Origin of the sequence: Bacillus sp. CD3-5, from assembly GCF_006349665.1 — a bacterium.
In the GTDB taxonomy this organism is placed as follows: Bacteria; Bacillota; Bacilli; order Bacillales; family Bacillaceae_G; genus Bacillus_A; species Bacillus_A paranthracis.
In genome coordinates, this window is sequence record NZ_VEPX01000007.1 from 164805 (window position 1) to 181052 (window position 16248).

Annotated in this window: 16 protein-coding genes and 1 pseudogene; 4 read left to right on the forward strand and 13 right to left on the reverse strand. The window is 37.5% G+C overall.

Going from position 1 to position 16248, the window contains the following annotated elements:
* Positions 1-181 precede the first annotated feature (181 nt).
* The 8 genes from FH036_RS15770 to dnaE all read right to left on the reverse strand — a co-directional run bounded on the left by FH036_RS15770 (position 182) and on the right by dnaE (position 11015).
* Positions 182-571 (reverse strand): FxsA family protein, encoded by a 390-nt coding sequence (locus FH036_RS15770; RefSeq protein ID WP_000871625.1) that lies wholly within the window; start codon positions 569-571, stop codon positions 182-184.
* A gap of 200 nt (positions 572-771) precedes the next feature.
* Complete coding sequence (gene pyk / locus FH036_RS15775; RefSeq protein WP_001232661.1) at positions 772-2529, reverse strand: pyruvate kinase; 1758 nt, start codon at positions 2527-2529, stop codon at positions 772-774.
* Positions 2530-2582: 53 nt separating this feature from the next.
* Positions 2583-3542, reverse strand: coding sequence for a 6-phosphofructokinase (pfkA, locus tag FH036_RS15780; RefSeq protein WP_000821163.1), 960 nt, complete (start codon positions 3540-3542; stop codon positions 2583-2585).
* Positions 3543-3670: 128 nt separating this feature from the next.
* A complete protein-coding gene (gene accA, locus FH036_RS15785) occupies positions 3671-4645 on the reverse strand; it encodes an acetyl-CoA carboxylase carboxyl transferase subunit alpha (protein ID WP_000818794.1) in 975 nt (324 codons plus the stop codon).
* Positions 4633-5502, reverse strand: a complete 870-nt coding sequence (gene accD / locus FH036_RS15790; RefSeq protein WP_000942861.1) for an acetyl-CoA carboxylase, carboxyltransferase subunit beta — start codon at positions 5500-5502, stop codon at positions 4633-4635. Before accD ends, accA begins: the two co-directional genes overlap by 13 nt.
* Positions 5503-5687: 185 nt before the next feature.
* Complete coding sequence (locus FH036_RS15795) at positions 5688-6332, reverse strand: FadR/GntR family transcriptional regulator (RefSeq protein WP_000204431.1); 645 nt, start codon at positions 6330-6332, stop codon at positions 5688-5690.
* Positions 6333-6346: 14 nt separating this feature from the next.
* A complete protein-coding gene (ystJ, locus tag FH036_RS15800) occupies positions 6347-7555 on the reverse strand; it encodes an NADP-dependent malic enzyme (protein ID WP_001970845.1) in 1209 nt (402 codons plus the stop codon).
* Positions 7556-7688: 133 nt separating this feature from the next.
* Positions 7689-11015, reverse strand: a complete 3327-nt coding sequence (gene dnaE / locus FH036_RS15805; protein ID WP_139895978.1) for a DNA polymerase III subunit alpha — start codon at positions 11013-11015, stop codon at positions 7689-7691.
* A 42-nt stretch (positions 11016-11057) separates the two neighbouring features.
* On the opposite strand from dnaE, the gene FH036_RS15810 reads away from it, so the two are divergent.
* Both FH036_RS15810 and ytrI read left to right on the forward strand, forming a co-directional pair.
* The gene (locus tag FH036_RS15810) at positions 11058-11471 is read left to right on the forward strand and encodes a YtrH family sporulation protein (RefSeq protein ID WP_001998397.1); all 414 of its coding nucleotides are present in this window, start codon (positions 11058-11060) and stop codon (positions 11469-11471) included.
* Positions 11468-11971: a sporulation membrane protein YtrI gene (gene ytrI, locus FH036_RS15815; protein ID WP_001265736.1), complete on the forward strand. Its 504-nt coding sequence runs from the start codon at positions 11468-11470 to the stop codon at positions 11969-11971. The genes FH036_RS15810 and ytrI overlap by 4 nt, the downstream gene beginning before the upstream one ends.
* Positions 11972-12022: 51 nt before the next feature.
* Here the strand turns inward: ytrI and FH036_RS15820 are convergent, their stop codons facing one another.
* On the reverse strand, positions 12023-12955 hold the full coding sequence (locus FH036_RS15820; RefSeq protein WP_206703574.1) for a DHH family phosphoesterase: 933 nt from the start codon (positions 12953-12955) through the stop codon (positions 12023-12025).
* Between the two features lie 236 nt (positions 12956-13191).
* Here FH036_RS15820 and FH036_RS15830 point away from each other — a divergent pair, with 236 nt between their 5' ends.
* Entirely contained in the window at positions 13192-13497 is a 306-nt protein-coding gene (locus FH036_RS15830) for a YtpI family protein (RefSeq protein ID WP_044790633.1), read from the forward strand.
* Positions 13498-13504: 7 nt separating this feature from the next.
* On the opposite strand, the gene FH036_RS15835 is transcribed toward FH036_RS15830, so the two are convergent.
* The 4 genes and pseudogenes from FH036_RS15835 to FH036_RS15845 form a co-directional block, all read right to left on the reverse strand.
* Positions 13505-13768 carry a DUF3949 domain-containing protein gene (locus FH036_RS15835; protein ID WP_000099739.1) on the reverse strand — a complete coding sequence of 88 codons (264 nt, stop codon included), beginning with the start codon at positions 13766-13768 and terminating at the stop codon, positions 13505-13507.
* A gap of 89 nt (positions 13769-13857) precedes the next feature.
* A pseudogene (locus FH036_RS27565) lies at positions 13858-14025 on the reverse strand (phosphotransferase enzyme family protein); the annotation flags it as partial.
* 10 nt (positions 14026-14035) lie between these two features.
* Positions 14036-14359, reverse strand: a complete 324-nt coding sequence (locus FH036_RS15840; RefSeq protein WP_139895979.1) for a hypothetical protein — start codon at positions 14357-14359, stop codon at positions 14036-14038.
* A 167-nt stretch (positions 14360-14526) separates the two neighbouring features.
* Positions 14527-15840 carry a CBS domain-containing protein gene (locus tag FH036_RS15845; RefSeq protein ID WP_000201583.1) on the reverse strand — a complete coding sequence of 438 codons (1314 nt, stop codon included), beginning with the start codon at positions 15838-15840 and terminating at the stop codon, positions 14527-14529.
* 244 nt (positions 15841-16084) lie between these two features.
* On the opposite strand from FH036_RS15845, the gene FH036_RS27155 reads away from it, so the two are divergent.
* Positions 16085-16246, forward strand: coding sequence for a hypothetical protein (locus FH036_RS27155; RefSeq protein ID WP_044790635.1), 162 nt, complete (start codon positions 16085-16087; stop codon positions 16244-16246).
* Positions 16247-16248: the final 2 nt, after the last annotated feature.

Here is a 16248-nt window from a genome sequence, read left to right on the forward strand (position 1 = left end):
GAAAAAATACACAACAAATACAACAAAGTAAAACTTTAATCTAAAGGATCCTATCCCCATCGATTATCAACCGTCACATTCACCGCATATTAAAACACATCTTTCATTAACTGAACTTTAACCACTCTCTCATCCTTTTACAGACAAAAAAAATAGTGCTTAGATCGCTATAATCTAAGCACTATTTCTGCACAATAATAGTTGAGTTTTTTCTAAACTTCCATTCCATCCACTTCATAACAAACGGCTTCAATAAAGCCCTCGTCATAGGGACAACAAAGATAAAACCTATTATATCCGTTACATATCCAGGAAGCACTAAAAGAATACCCCCTACAAAGATAAAAATACCATCTAAAACCGCTGCTCCTGGCATTTCTCCTCTATTCAACTTAGATTGAATCTCTCCAAGTACTTTAAACCCTTGTCTTTTCGCCAAATACACACCTACAACGCCTGTAAATACGATCATAGCGAACGTAGACCACAAACCTATTACATGACTCGATCCAATTAAGACTGTAATCTCAATAGCCGGTATTAATATAAACAAGAATAGTAACCACTTCATAGTTCTACACTCCTTTCATATCCTATCACTTTAAACACCCTCACAACGTCCATATACACCATATAAAAGCTAAACGTACTTTCCCATCAAACTTCATAATAAACAGCTTTTAAAAGCAATTTCAGACGTTTTAAGCTAGTTTCACCTCATTTTTGTGTAAAAAAAAAAGAGAAGGACTCCGATCCTTCTCTCCGTATTACTTATAGCACTTCCGCATGTCCATTATAAACAATTCCGCGTGCTGCATCAACTGTTACTTCTTGGCCATTTTTTAAAGTTGCTGTTACGCCGTTTACACCAACGATAACAGGAATACCGATTGATACACCTACAACAGCCGCATGGCTTGTTAGGCCACCTTCTTCTACAACTAGAGCAGCAGCTTTTTCAATTGCAGGAATCATATCTTTATCAGTGCTTGTTGTAACAAGGATATCACCTTCGTTTACGTTTGCTACAGCTTCAGCAGCTGTTTTCGCTACAACTACTTTACCTTTTGCAGCTTTACGACCGATCCCTTGTCCTTTAGCAACTTCTTCACCAACAACGTGGATTTTCATTAAGTTTGTTGTACCAGTTTCAGCAACCGGAACACCAGCAGTGATTACTACAGTGTCTCCAAGTCCGATTAGACCTGCATCCATACCTGTTTGAATCGCTGTATCTAACATTTCGTCAGTAGAAGCTGCGCGCTTCTCAGCCATAAATGCTTGTACACCCCAAACAAGTGCAAGACGACGTCCTACTTGCTCGTCAGATGTTACAGCTACGATTGGAGATTTTGGACGGTATTTAGAGATCATTTTCGCAGTATATCCACTTTCTGTTGGAGCTACGATTGCAGCTACATCAAGAGCAAGTGCTGTATGCGCAACAGATTGGCTAATTGCATCTGTAATTGTTGGAGTGAACTCTTTAATACGTTTTTTGAACATATCTTCATATTGTAATGACTTTTCAACACGTACTGCGATGTTAGCCATCATTGTTACTGCTTCTACTGGGTATTGTCCAGCAGCTGTTTCACCCGAAAGCATGATTGCGTCTGTACCATCGAAGATTGCGTTAGCTACGTCACTTGCTTCCGCACGAGTTGGACGTGGGTTACGTTGCATAGAATCTAACATTTGTGTTGCAGTAATAACTGGTTTACCTAACACGTTACATTTTTTGATTAGACGTTTTTGTACTAATGGTACTTCTTCTGGTGGAATTTCTACACCCATATCACCACGAGCTACCATTAAACCGTCAGAAACCTCTAAGATTGAATCGATGTTGTCGATACCCTCTTGGTTTTCGATTTTTGGTACGATTTGGATGTATTGAGCGTTATGCTCTTCTAGTAATTCACGGATTTCTAATACGTCAGCTGCTTTACGTACGAATGAAGCTGCGATGAAATCAACTTTTTGCTCGATACCGAAGATGATATCTTTTACGTCTTTTTCAGTGATACCAGGAAGCTTAATGCTTACGTTTGGTACGTTAACACCTTTTTTATTTTTTACAGTTCCGCTGTTAAGAACTTTTGTACGGATGTTTCCGTCAGCTTTTTCGATTACTTCTAGCTCGATAAGACCGTCATCGATTAGAATGCGAGAACCTGGGTTTACATCGTCATAAAGACCAGCATAAGATACAGAGAACTTCTCTGCAGTACCTAATACTTGCTCAGTCGAAATAACTACTTCTGCACCTGTTACAAGCTCAGCTTGTCCGTCTACGAAGTCGTGAGTACGGATTTCTGGACCTTTTGTATCAAGTAAGATACCAACTGTTTTACCAGTTTTCTTTGAAGCTTCACGAATGTTTTTAATACGAGCGCCGTGTTCTTCATGGCTACCATGAGAGAAGTTTAAACGAGCAACGTTCATACCTGCTTCGATTAATTGCTCTAATTTTTCAATACTTTCACTAGCAGGACCTATAGTACATACAATTTTAGTTTTACGCATATTGCACCTCCGAAAATTATGAAACCGTTCCCAAATATCCGACATTACGCCGATTAGATGGATAATTCTTTAGATAATTGATACATATCTTTATCGATTGTATGCTTTTGAGCTAACGCTTCGATAATATCATGATCAACAAGTTTGTTATCTTGAATACCGACACAACGTCCACCTTTACCAGCAATTAATAATTCAACTGCTCTTGCACCAAGACGGCTTGCTAATACACGGTCTTGTGCACTTGGTGATCCACCACGTTGTACGTGACCTAATACAGTTACGCGAGTATCAAAGTTTGTTGCTTCTTCAATGTGCTTACCGATGTCAATTGCACTTCCAACACCTTCAGCTACAACGATAATACTGTGTTTTTTACCACGTTCACTACCGCGCTTCAGACGAGCGATAACATCTTCCATGTCATACTCTTCTTCTGGAATTAAGATTGTTTCCGCACCATCAGCTAAACCAGCCCATAATGCGATATCACCAGCGTGACGTCCCATTACTTCGATAACATATGTACGTTCATGAGATGTAGCTGTGTCACGAATTTTATCAATTGCATCAATAACAGTGTTTAAAGCTGTATCGAAACCAATTGTGAAGTCTGTTCCAGGGATATCATTGTCAATTGTACCTGGTACACCAACACATGGGAATCCTTGTTCAGTTAATTTTTTAGCGCCTTGGTAAGAACCATCTCCACCAATAACAACAAGTCCTTCGATACCGTGTTTCTTTAATTGCTCGATACCTTTTAGTCGTACTTCTGGGTCTTTAAACTCAGGACATCTTGCTGTATATAATTTCGTACCACCGCGGTGGATAATATCGCCAACAGAACCTAGTTCTAATTTTTCAATGTGACCAGAAATTAATCCAGCGTATCCATGGTAAATACCATATACTTCAATATCATGGAAAATCGCTTTACGAACAACTGCACGAATGGCAGCATTCATACCAGGTGAATCTCCACCACTTGTTAATACACCAATACGTTTCATTTGTACTCACCTCATAAAGATTATTTGCCTTATAATAAAATAACACGAAAAAATATAAAAATACAATGGAGAAGATGTGTCTTTTCATAATAAAAACGTGCATTCGCGAAGTGGAACGCACGCTTTTCTTATTTTATCCAAATGGAAGCGTTTGAAAACGAAACTTGCCCAATTTTCATATATTTTTCATAACGTTTTTCGATTAATTCATCTTTCGAAATTCCGTTTAATTGTTCAAAAGTTTTTCTAAGCATTAAATCTATATTTTCTGACTGTTTCAAAACATTACGGTGTGCTCCACCTTTTGCCTCTGGAATAATTTCGTCAATTACACCTAATTCTTTCAAATCTGCTGCTGTAATTCTCATCGCCTCTGCAGCTTCCTTTGCTTTCCCTGCATCTTTCCAAAGAATTGCCGCTGCACCCTCTGGCGTAATAACAGAATAAGTGGAATTTTCTAGCATATGAATGTAATCTCCTACTCCAAGACCTAGTGCACCACCACTACCACCTTCGCCGATAACGATACAAATAACAGGCACCGTTAAGCCTGCCATTTCAAATAAATTGCGGGCGATCGCTTCACTTTGACCACGTTCTTCAGCAGCTTTACCAGGATAAGCTCCTTTCGTATCAATAAAACAAATAATTGGACGATTGAACTTTTCCGCCTGCTTCATTAAACGCAATGCTTTTCGATATCCTTCTGGGTGAGGCATCCCAAAATTACGGCGAATATTTTCTTTCGTATCTTTTCCGCGTTGATGCCCGATTACAGTTACAGGCATCCCTTTATACTTCGCAATGCCGCCGACAATCGCTGCATCATCGCCAAATAGACGATCTCCATGACATTCAAAAAAATCAGTAAATAAGTGCTCAATATAATCGAGCGTTGTCGGTCGTTCTGCATGACGAGCAATTTGAACACGGTCCCATACTTTCATATTGCCGTATATATCTTCCTCTAAATTTTCTAGCTTGTCTTCCAAAATACGAATCTCCTCACTGAAGTCCATCTGGCTGTTTTTCGTATAGTCTTTCAGTTCACGAATCTTATTTCTTAGCTCAACAACTGGTTTCTCAAATTCTAGCTCTGCCATACAGCCATTTCCCCTCCTTGATGAACTTCTAAAATCTTACGAAGCGATTCTCTCATATCATCACGATGTACCACCGCATCTAATTGACCATGTTCTAGTAAGAATTCTGCCGTTTGGAAATCTTCCGGTAGTTTCTCACGCACCGTTTGTTCAATTACACGTCTACCAGCAAATCCGATCAGCGCCCCTGGTTCTGCAAGATTATAATCACCAAGTGAAGCGAAACTCGCTGAAACCCCGCCCGTCGTTGGGTGAGTCATAACAGAAATAAATAATCCTCCTGCATTACTATGCTTTTTCAAAGCTACGCTTGTTTTTGCCATTTGCATTAAACTTAATATCCCTTCTTGCATACGGGCACCACCCGAAGCAGTAAAGATAATAAATGGAACTTGTAAGTCGTATGCCTTTTCAACCGCACGGGCAATTTTTTCTCCTACAACAGAGCCCATGCTCCCCATTCGAAAACGAGAATCCATTACTGCAACAACAACAAGCATGTCATCAATTGTTCCTTCACCAGTTACAACTGCTTCGTTCAAGTCAGTCTTCTTACGATCGCTCTCTAGTTTCTCTTCATAATCTGGAAACTCGAGTGGATTTAACGAAACCATTTCTTTGTCATACTCACGGAATGACCCTTCGTCCAATATACTATCAAGACGTTCCCATGCATTCATAGGATGATGATATCCACAATTCACACATACTTTTAAATTTTTTAGAAGCTCTTTCGTATACATGATTTTTTTACATTTCGGACATTTTGTCATAACGCCGTCTGGTACATCTTTTCGTACTTGTTCTGAAGGTATTGCAGCGTACTTTTTCTTTTTCACGAATAAATCTCTTAGCACAATTTGACCCCCTTCGTTGAGAGCTAAGGTTAGCGTAAGAAGAAAATTGGGCTAACACCAAAGTTTGATGTTAGCCTTATCTTCTCAATCTGTCTAATAACCTCACTCTTTACGTTTAACTTTAACCGCTACGCGATAGAATGTTTGTCATAACGTGTCATGGTCATTTCGACAAATTTTATACATTACGAGTGAAACTGTATATTCTCTACTAATTCATCGTAAATTTTTAGTGCATCATTTTCTTGTTTTTCTTCCAAAATAGCGTAAAGCTTTCTATACATATCGATAGAATCTCCTGAAACTTTACAAGAAAGCGTTGATACGTAATCATTTACGATCATCCAAATGCGATATAGTAAATAATTATCGACTTGTTCAATAAGTGTTTTAAAGAACGTTTGGTGAAGCATTGGAACTGAGTTTTCATTTCCTTCAAGCACTTGATGTAATTTACTTAGCACTTTAGAAAACATTTCTTTCGGTAAATTACATACAATTCGAATCATATCTTTCTCAAGCAATCGTTTTGTTTGTAATAAATCACGAATTGTTTTCTCATCTTGCAGCAAGAACGGAGCAATCAATTGTACAAGACCGTTATCGTAAAAGTTTCGAATAAACGTCCCTTCACCACGTCTCGTTTCAATTAATCCTACAAGTTCTAAAGCACGCAACGCTTCTCTTACAGAGGAACGTCCTACGTTTAAACGTGAACTTAACTCACGCTCAGACGGCAAACGATCCCCTGCTACCAATCCATCCTCTTCCATAATGGAACGGATTTTTTTTACAATTTCGAGATATACTTTTGTATTTGATGATGTCAATGGAAATTCCTCGCTTATTCTTTTCCAATCAGCGCTAATTGTTTTGTTTTCTCAGCAACTTCATTTGGATCTACTTGACGGCGAGCTACTCCTGTCTCCATTGCAGCTTTTGCAACGTAAGCTGCTACTTGAGGCGCTACACGCGCGTCAAATGGTGCTGGAATGATATAGTCTGCATTTAACTCATCTTCTGCTACAAGCTCAGCAATAGCTTGTACAGCTGCCATCTTCATTTCTTCGTTAATTTGTGTCGCATGTACGTCAAGTGCACCGCGGAAAATACCAGGGAACGCTAGTACATTATTTACTTGGTTTGCGAAGTCAGAACGACCCGTTCCAACAACAGCTGCGCCCGCTGCTTTTGCCAATTCTGGCATAATTTCTGGAACTGGATTCGCCATTGCAAAAATAATTGCATCGTCATTCATTGTACGAACCATCTCTTCTGTTAATGCACCTTCTGCAGATACACCAATGAATACGTCCGCACCTTGTACAACATCAGCTAAAGAACCTTCGATACGATTCTTATTTGTATATTTTGCCACTTCATCCTTCACCGGATTCATACCTGTAGGACGACCATCATAGATTGCCCCTTTACGGTCACACATAATAATGTCGCGTACGCCATAGCGATATAAAAGTTTAATAATTGCAATACCTGCTGCACCTGCGCCATTTGCGACAACTTTAATGTCAGACATTTTCTTTCCAACTAGTTTTAGCGCGTTCACAAGACCCGCTACTGTTACGATAGCTGTTCCGTGTTGATCATCATGGAAGATAGGAATATTTGTTTCTTTTTTCAAACGTTCTTCAATAATGAAGCAGTTTGGTGCTGCGATATCCTCTAAGTTAACGCCGCCAAAAGTTGGCTCCATTAATTTTACAGTTTCAACAATCTTATCTACATCGTTTGTATTTAAGGCAATTGGGAATGCATCTACACCAGCAAAGCTCTTGAATAATACAGCTTTACCTTCCATTACTGGAAGAGATGCTTCAGGTCCGATGTTACCAAGACCAAGTACAGCCGTTCCATCTGTCACAACTGCTACCATATTTCCCTTCATTGTATATTCATATACCTTACTTTTATCGTCATAAATTTCCTTACAAGGTTCTGCAACCCCTGGAGAATATGCAAGACTTAAATCTTTTGCATTTTCTACTTTTACTTTTGATACAGTTTCTAATTTTCCTTGATGCACTTTATGCATGTGAAGTGCTTCTTCACGAAGTGTTGACAAACTATCCACTCTCCTCAAATTATTCTTGCTGATATCAATTTCTCCAAGTGGTCTGACCACGAACACTACTACTATAATAATCGAAGTGTAGGGAAATTGTCCATTATATTTTCACAACCACATTTTCTTCCCCGACAATTTCACGAAGTGCTCCTAAACATTCTTCACTTGGATGAATCGATAAACTTCGAGATAATTGTACCATTTTATGTTCCTTTTCATAATAAATTAGTACTTTCGCAAAACCCGAATAGTCAAACAATATTTTAGTAACTTGATTTAAAAGCTTTTTCTCATACTGAGACGGCAATTTCACGTAAACAGACGCATCTTTCTTTTCCTCATACGCATCCATTTCTTCTAACGGATATAGTCCATTTACAATCCATTGCAACTTATGATTTCTAAGCTCAATCATGCCGTCAACTAAAACAATTGCTCCTTCTTGTAACTTATCTGAGAAATGTATATACGTTTCGGGGAAAAGAACTGCTTCCATTTCATCATTTTGATCACAAAATGTAATAAACGCCATCTTTTGCAACTTTTTCGTACGAATCACTCTCACACTTGTTATATACACGATAGCTCTTTGTACTTTTTTCTTATGTCGCATCGCCTGAGCGAGAGATGGAATTTCTAATTCTTTCGCTAACTTCACATACTGCGCTGTCGGATAGCTTGATAAATAAAAACCTAGTACTTCCTTCTCTTTATTTAACTGTTCAATAAAGGAGAGCTCTTCTCCTTGTACGTATTTTGATTTTGGAACAGCATCTCCTAAATCACGTGCAAGATTGGCATACTCTAACGCTCCTTTAAGACTTTTCCATAAATTCGTTCTCGAAACACCGAAATCGTCAAAACATCCAGACCAGACGAACGCCTCTAAATTTCGCTCTGTTACAAACTTTGATGGCATGCGCAGACAAAATTCAAATAAATCTTCAAACATTTTTTTCTCTCGTTCTTCGATTAATGCTGTCACTGTAGCCATTCCGATGTTTCGAATAGAAAGTAAGCTGTAACGTATCGCATTTCCTTCTATTTGGAAATTGTAACCACTTCTCTGAAGAGACGGCGGCAAAACATGAAAACCTTTTCGCTTCGTTTCGCGTATATACTGCACAATCTTATCTTCATTTCCAATTGCACTCGATAATAGTGCCGTCATAAATTCCAGCGTATAATTCGCTTTTAAGTAAGCAAGCTGATATCCAATCATACTGTAGGCTACAGCGTGACTTCGGTTAAAGCCGTAATTTGCAAATCTTACAATTAAATCGTAAATTTTCTCTGCAGATGTCTCGTCATAACCATTTTGTAAACACCCTTGCACAAAATGCTTACGTTCCTGATCTAAAATATCACGATTTTTTTTACTCACTGCACGGCGTAATAAATCTGCTTCTCCGAGCGAGAAGCCCGCCAACTTCGACGCGATTTGCATAATTTGTTCTTGGTATACAATTACACCGTATGTTCTTTCTAAAATCGGCTTTAAGTCCGGATGTAAATATTCAATTTGTCTTTTTCCGTGTTTTGATTCAATAAAGGTTGGAATTTGTTCCATCGGTCCTGGTCTATATAACGAGTTAACAGCGACAATATCTTCAAACTCATTCGGCTTTAACCCGCGAAGTACATTTCGCATACCACCTGATTCAAGCTGGAATACACCTGTTGTATCCCCTCTACCTAACAATTGGAATGTCTTTTCATCTTGAAGTGGTAAATTTCTTATATCGATTTCTTTCCCTGTTTTTTGCACGATAAACTTTATAATATTTTCAAGTAACGTTAAATTACGTAATCCTAAAAAGTCCATCTTGAGCAACCCAAGTTCTTCTAATGCATCAGCTGGGTATTGCGTAACATACACATCGTTATGTCCTTCTTGAATTGCAACACTCCCGGTTAATGGCTCTTGGCTCATAATAACGCCAGCTGCATGAATAGACGTATGACGTGGTAAGCCCTCTACACGTTTTGCAATTTCAAACACACGCTCGTGCAAAAGATTCCCTTGTATAAACTCACGGAGTGATTGCGATTCCTCATATGCATCTTTTAACGTTATACCAAGCTTTGATGGAATAAGTTTTGAGAATATATCAATATCTCGCGGCGGAAGCCCCATCACACGCGCAATATCTCTAATTGCCGCTTTCGCTGCCAACGTCCCAAACGTTACAATTTGTGCAACACGAAGCTGACCATATTTATCTTTCACATATCGAATCATCTCATCACGTCTTATATCTGGAAAATCGATATCAATATCTGGAAGTGTCACACGTTCGGGATTTAAAAACCTTTCAAATAATAGATCGTATTCAATTGGATCAATATCTGTAATTTCTAATACGTAAGAAACGAGTGATCCAGCCGCCGATCCACGTCCTGGCCCTGTTAAAATATGATTTTCATGCGCATACTTCATAAAATCCCATACGATGAGGAAATAATCACTAAACCCCATACTAGAAATCACGTTTAATTCATGATTCAAACGGTTTATATGTACTTCTTTCGGCGTACCATAACGTTTCTGTAACCCTTCTTCACAAACGCGGCGCAAATACGTGTCATTCGTCTCGTTCGCTGGAACAGGAAATTTCGGTAATTGATTTACATGAAACGGTATTTCTACTCTGCAACGTTCTGCAATTTCTACTGTGTTATAAATCGCTTCTTCTACGTGAGAAAACAGTGCTTCCATTTCATCTGATGATTTTAAATAATATTGATCTGTTTTCAGCCTCGGCCTATCTGGATCCGTCATTTTCGTTCCACTTTCAACAGATAATAAGCATTCATGAACAAGTGCGTCACTTTGATTGATGTAGCGTACATCGTTTGTTGCAACGACTGGAATATTTATCCTACTCGTAAATTCAGGTAATTTCTCTTGCAGAAGCAGTTCATCTTGAATCGCATGATGCTGTAAACTCATATAAAAATTACCGAACATACTTCGATACATGCGAGCTACTTCTTCAGCTTGACTCTCTTTGTCTTCTAATAATAATTGTTCAATTTCCCCATCTTTACCTGGTGAAATTGCAATTAATCCTTTCGCATAATGTGCAAGCCATTTCTTAGGAATACCTTCTTTTGACTTCGTCATAATGCTACTAGAAATCTTTAATAAATTTTGATAACCTATTTCATTTTCAGCAAGTAAGACAAGCGGATAAGGCTTTTCTTCTTCTTCACTAAAAATAGAAGCTGTTAAGCCGATAATAGGATGTATACCATGTTTCTTACATGCTTTATAAAACGGAATAACGCCATACATAACATTCTCATCCGTAATAGCAAGTGATGAATAACCGAGCTCTTTCGCCCTAACTACAAGTTCATCAATTTTACAAGCACTTTTTAATAAACTAAAAACGGTTTGACATTGTAAATGCACAAACTTCACTGTTGTACCCTCTCTTTACCTATTTGACTACTTTTATTATAGGTGAAGAGGAAAGAGGAAATCAAAACATACTTCTTATACTTTGTCCATATATATGAAGAAGAAAGGGGAATGACGATGGATGTAAGAGAACACACTTTTTTCTCTCTGCTTATTATTAGTTATTTTATTGCCTTTGGGGTTATACTTGGTGGTTCATTAATTGGTGGATTTGGTGCATTTCTTATCGGAAAACCAACTCTCACTTACATTAATCAATTCGCCCAAAATTTAAGAATTTGGGCACTCGTTGCAGCGATTGGCGGAACATTTGATACTTTTTATAGCTTTGAAAGAAGTTTCTTTGGCGGGGATATGAAAGATATCGTAAAACAAATTCTCCTTATTTTTTTCGCAACGGGTGGTATGCAAACCGGTCTTATTATTATTAAATGGCTAACGCAGGAACATGTATGAGAGTACCAAGTGCCAATACAGCAAAAAGATGGTATTTAGTTTTAGCTGGGGCTGCTGTTGGAGGTGTGTTGAGCTGGTTTATTTTTTTGTACATATACGGTGTTTTTCAAGAAGAACAAGCTAGTAAAATAGCAGAACAAAGGGAAATTATAGAAAAACAAGAAGCAAAGCTCCACGTCCTTCTCGAAGATCAAGAAAAATTAAATACTGAAAATAAACGGCTCTTAACCATTCAAGAGATTAAAATAAAACTTATAAATCGAGAAAAATACGATTTAGATAATCTTACACTCGAAAATATGACTACATCTATCCATAATGACCTCCAGCATCTTTTAACGAAAAACATTCAAAGTATAGCAAAAAATAAAGACCTACTCAAAAAGGTAATCGAAAACAAAACGTACAAACATTACGATCGGCTATACCGTTTCAAAGTCGATACGATATCTTTTGATACAGTGCTTGAAATTAGTATTACGATAGAGAAAGAAAAATAAAGAAGGAGGGCTTTAGCGCCGCTCCTTCTTTTTGTTCTACTATATAATCTCTTATCTACACAGCTCACGTAAATCAGCAAATAGACGATCCGCTTCTTCCCAAGAAGATGCTTTTGCACCTGAAGCCATCGGATGTCCTCCGCCGTTATATTGCATTGCTAATTTATTTATAACTGGTCCTTTTGAACGAAGGCGAACACGAATCACATCGTCTTCCTCTAAAAATAAAACCCATGCCTTTAATCCATCAATATTACCAAGTGCTCCAACAACGCCAGATGCCTCAGAAGGAAGTACATCAAATTCTTCTAATACTCCTTTCGTTAATTTAATGTAAGCTGCTCCTTCTTCTACCATCGTAAAGTTTTGTAAAATATAACCGTTTAAACGAGCGATTTTTTCTTTTGTCTTATACATTTCATTGTATAAATCTGTGAATTTCACACCCATGTCAACAAGCTCACTTACGTAACGAAGTGTTTTTGCTGTTGTATTCGGGAATAAGAAACGACCTGTATCTCCAACAATACCTGCTAAAATAAGACGAGCTGCTTCTTTTGTTATCTGTAATCCTTTATCTTTTCCATACGTGTAAAACTCATAAATCATTTCACTTGTAGAACTTGCTGTCGTATCTACCCACGTAATATCTCCGTATGGATCTTCATTTGGATGATGATCAATTTTAATTAACATCTTCCCTTTTGCATAGCGTTGATCGTCAACACGTTCTTGGTTCGCAGTATCACATACGATAACAAGTGCATTTTCATATACACTATCTTCAATATCATCCATTACTCGTAAATATGCAAGTGACGGTTCATTGTACCCAACCGTATAAATATTTTTCTCTGGAAACGATTCTTGTAGAATTGTACTAAGACCGCCCTGCGAACCTAACGCATCTGGATCCGGACGCACATGACGATGAATAATAATTGTATCAAACTCTTTAATTGCTCCTAAAATTTGCTCATGCATATGTATAATCTCCTTTTTATTCAACTTCTTCACTTCAACGTGCAGTAAAAGCCCAATGAATGTGGGCTAATCATTAGCGCGGAAACATCCCCACACTAATGAAAGTCTCACTTTATCCTCCATTATAACGGAAAGTATTTCATACATGCGAACAATTGCTTTATAATAAAAATTAGAAAGTTTAGATATTTCTTTTTTCTCTACTATTTTTTCATAAAGCGATGGGAGTGTGCATGATGCCAGTATTAGTCTTCTGTATTATCGTCTCATTTATGTTGTACCTCTTCTACAAAACAAAATACTTTCGTACAAACCGCCCAATGGAGAAAGGTTGGCTCTCAGGAAAATCCGCAATGGCACTTGGTTCATTCGTCTTATTCTTCGGGATAAACCAATTCTTTTTAGAACTTTCAACCGCTCGTATTATCGTTGGTATCTTATTCGTTCTATTCGGCAGTGCAAGTGCCTTTAATGGATTTCGCCAATACAAACATTTCTTACCATTAGCAGTTGAAGAAGCCGAAGTCTATGAAGCAACGTAAAAAAGCATCAACATTGTGATGCTTTTTTACGTCCTCTAACTTTCAAAATCATATATGCGACAAACGCAGATGGTATATTAAATGGGTTGCCTTGCACATGAAGATGTAATTGTTCTTCCCCAAAAGACATTTTTTCGTATAGTTCTCGCTGAGATAATCCTGTTTTTTTCTTTTTTTCATGTAAACCTTGTAAGTATAAATATTGAATCGGTATCATCACAAGGAAGTAAAATAGTGCGATACTACCAAAAAAGAGTACTGTTGATGACATAATGCATACCACCTTTCAGGAATCCATTTTCTTACAATATAATCATAACACAATATACAACTGAGTTGAATTACTATTCTGTCTTTTCTTTATATAACTGTTTCTCCACCTAACTCTTTTTCAGCATACTGAATATATCGCCGAATAAAAGCGCCAGGATCTTTTCTAATAGGTTCAATATCGAGCCTTAACAGTATCTTTCCAGCCATATAAAAGATTCTTGAAGCGGTCCCAAGTCGAATGGATGGTTCTGAAATACATATCCTTCTATTTTTTCACTTCTCTATCCGAACTCTTACGTAGCTTAAATAATACATTCAAAACCAAATAAAACAAAATAAAGTTAACAAAAAAGCCTAATGGATTAAAAGAAATTTCCCATCCGCCATAATAAATAAAATTTTCTGCTGGTATACCAAAGTAAAGAAAATCACTCTTCTTTTCTCCAGTTGTAGGGATAGCGGAACAAACAATAGCGAAAACCAAACTTACCATATACAATTTCTTTTTATTTGCATCCATTCTTCGATGTGTTACCACATGAAAAGTTATTGCAAATACTACCCCCAAAAAGAGAACGATTACTCCCATTCGACACCTCCACAATTATTATTCAAGTATCTTCAAGTGATTGCATGCCCTTATCTTATAAATATGAAACAGAACGTGATAGATTCAGTTGCTAACTAAATTAAAAACTCCCTACTATAGCGTTCTTTAAAAAAATGGAACAAACCAAAGCGGCTTGCTCCATCTTTTTATTTATCGATCAATTGCACCATAAGCAATGCTTTCCCGACAACATTACCTTCATGATGTACTTCTACATCAACCTTACCAAATTTACGTCCAATTTCTAATACTTTCGGATGAACGGATACAACATTGTCAATTTGAACTGGTTTTACGAAATAAATTGTTAAGTTCTCAACAATTAAATCGCTCTTCTTTTGCGCACGAATAACGCGATTCGTTGCTTCTGTCACAATCGTTGCGAATACACCGTAAGATAGCGTTCCGATTGAATTCGTCATTTGCGGTGTCACTGAAAATTGATATAGATGCTCATTTTTCGCTTCTTTCGGCGTCATAAATTGATTCGTTACAATATCATCGATTGTTTCACCGACTTGCGGTTGACGCTGAATCATTTGCAACGCCTGAAGTACATCTTGACGGCTAATAATACCTTGCAACTTATTTCCTTCATCAACAACTGGAAGTAACTCAATACCTTCCCACACCATCATACGTGCCGCAGCTGCGACAGACATTTTTCCATTTACCGTAATCGGATGCTTTGTCATCACTTTATCAATTGGTGTTTCTTTCGCTACACCGATCATATCTTTTGAAGTTACAATACCTAACACCTTTTTATTTTCATCAACAATCGGATATCTTCCGTGCATCGTCTCTTCGTTATACGCATGCCATTGCTGCACTGTATCATCTGGCTTTAAATATAACGTTTCTTCAATTGGCGTTAAAATATCTTCAACGAGTACAATTTCTTTCTTAATAAGCTGATCGTAAATCGCACGGTTAATTAACGTTGCAACTGTAAATGTATCGTAACTACTTGAAATAATCGGCAGTTTTAATTCATCTGCTAATTTCTTCACATGATCTTCCGTATCAAATCCGCCCGTAATTAACACCGCAGCTCCGGTTTCTAACGCTAATTGATGTGCGTTTGTACGATTACCGACAATAAGTAAGTTTCCAGCTTCTGTATAGCGCATCATCGCTTCTAATTTCATTGCTCCGATTACGAATTTATTTAACGTTTTATGTAGTCCTTCTCTGCCTCCAAGTACTTGACCATCGACAATGTTAACGACTTCTGCATATGTCAGCTTTTCAATATTTTCTTTCTTCTTTTGTTCAATTCGAATTGTTCCGACACGTTCAATCGTACTAACATACCCTTTATTTTCTGCATCTTTAATTGCACGATAAGCTGTACCTTCACTTACACTCAAATCTTTTGCAATTTGCCTTACAGAAATTTTATGCCCTACTGGCAGGCTATTAATATGTTCTAAAATTTGGTTATGCTTGGTAGCCAAATGGTTTCACCATACTTTCTTTTCCCTAAATTCTTCATGTGTTGTATTTTTAGTATACTATATTTTCAAAACTGTTACACTCTCTCTTTGTATATCTGTACTATTTTTTTTATAACAAAATACGCCTTACATTACACCACTTCTTCTATTACAACAATGTAATGGTATTGTCATCTCGTTCGATAGTTTGTCCAGCCGCTTCCATATACAATGAAGACAAGAAATGAAACAAAGGAGCGGATACATGATGAAAAAATTATTAGAAGTTGTAGGTGCTGTATTGTTAGCTTTCGTAGACGGGAAAAAAGTTGCAATGGAATTGAATGAAACACCTGAACAGCCACTCCCAAAAAGAAAAGAATCATCAAAACAAGTACAACCATTAAAAACTATCCTACACACGTAAAA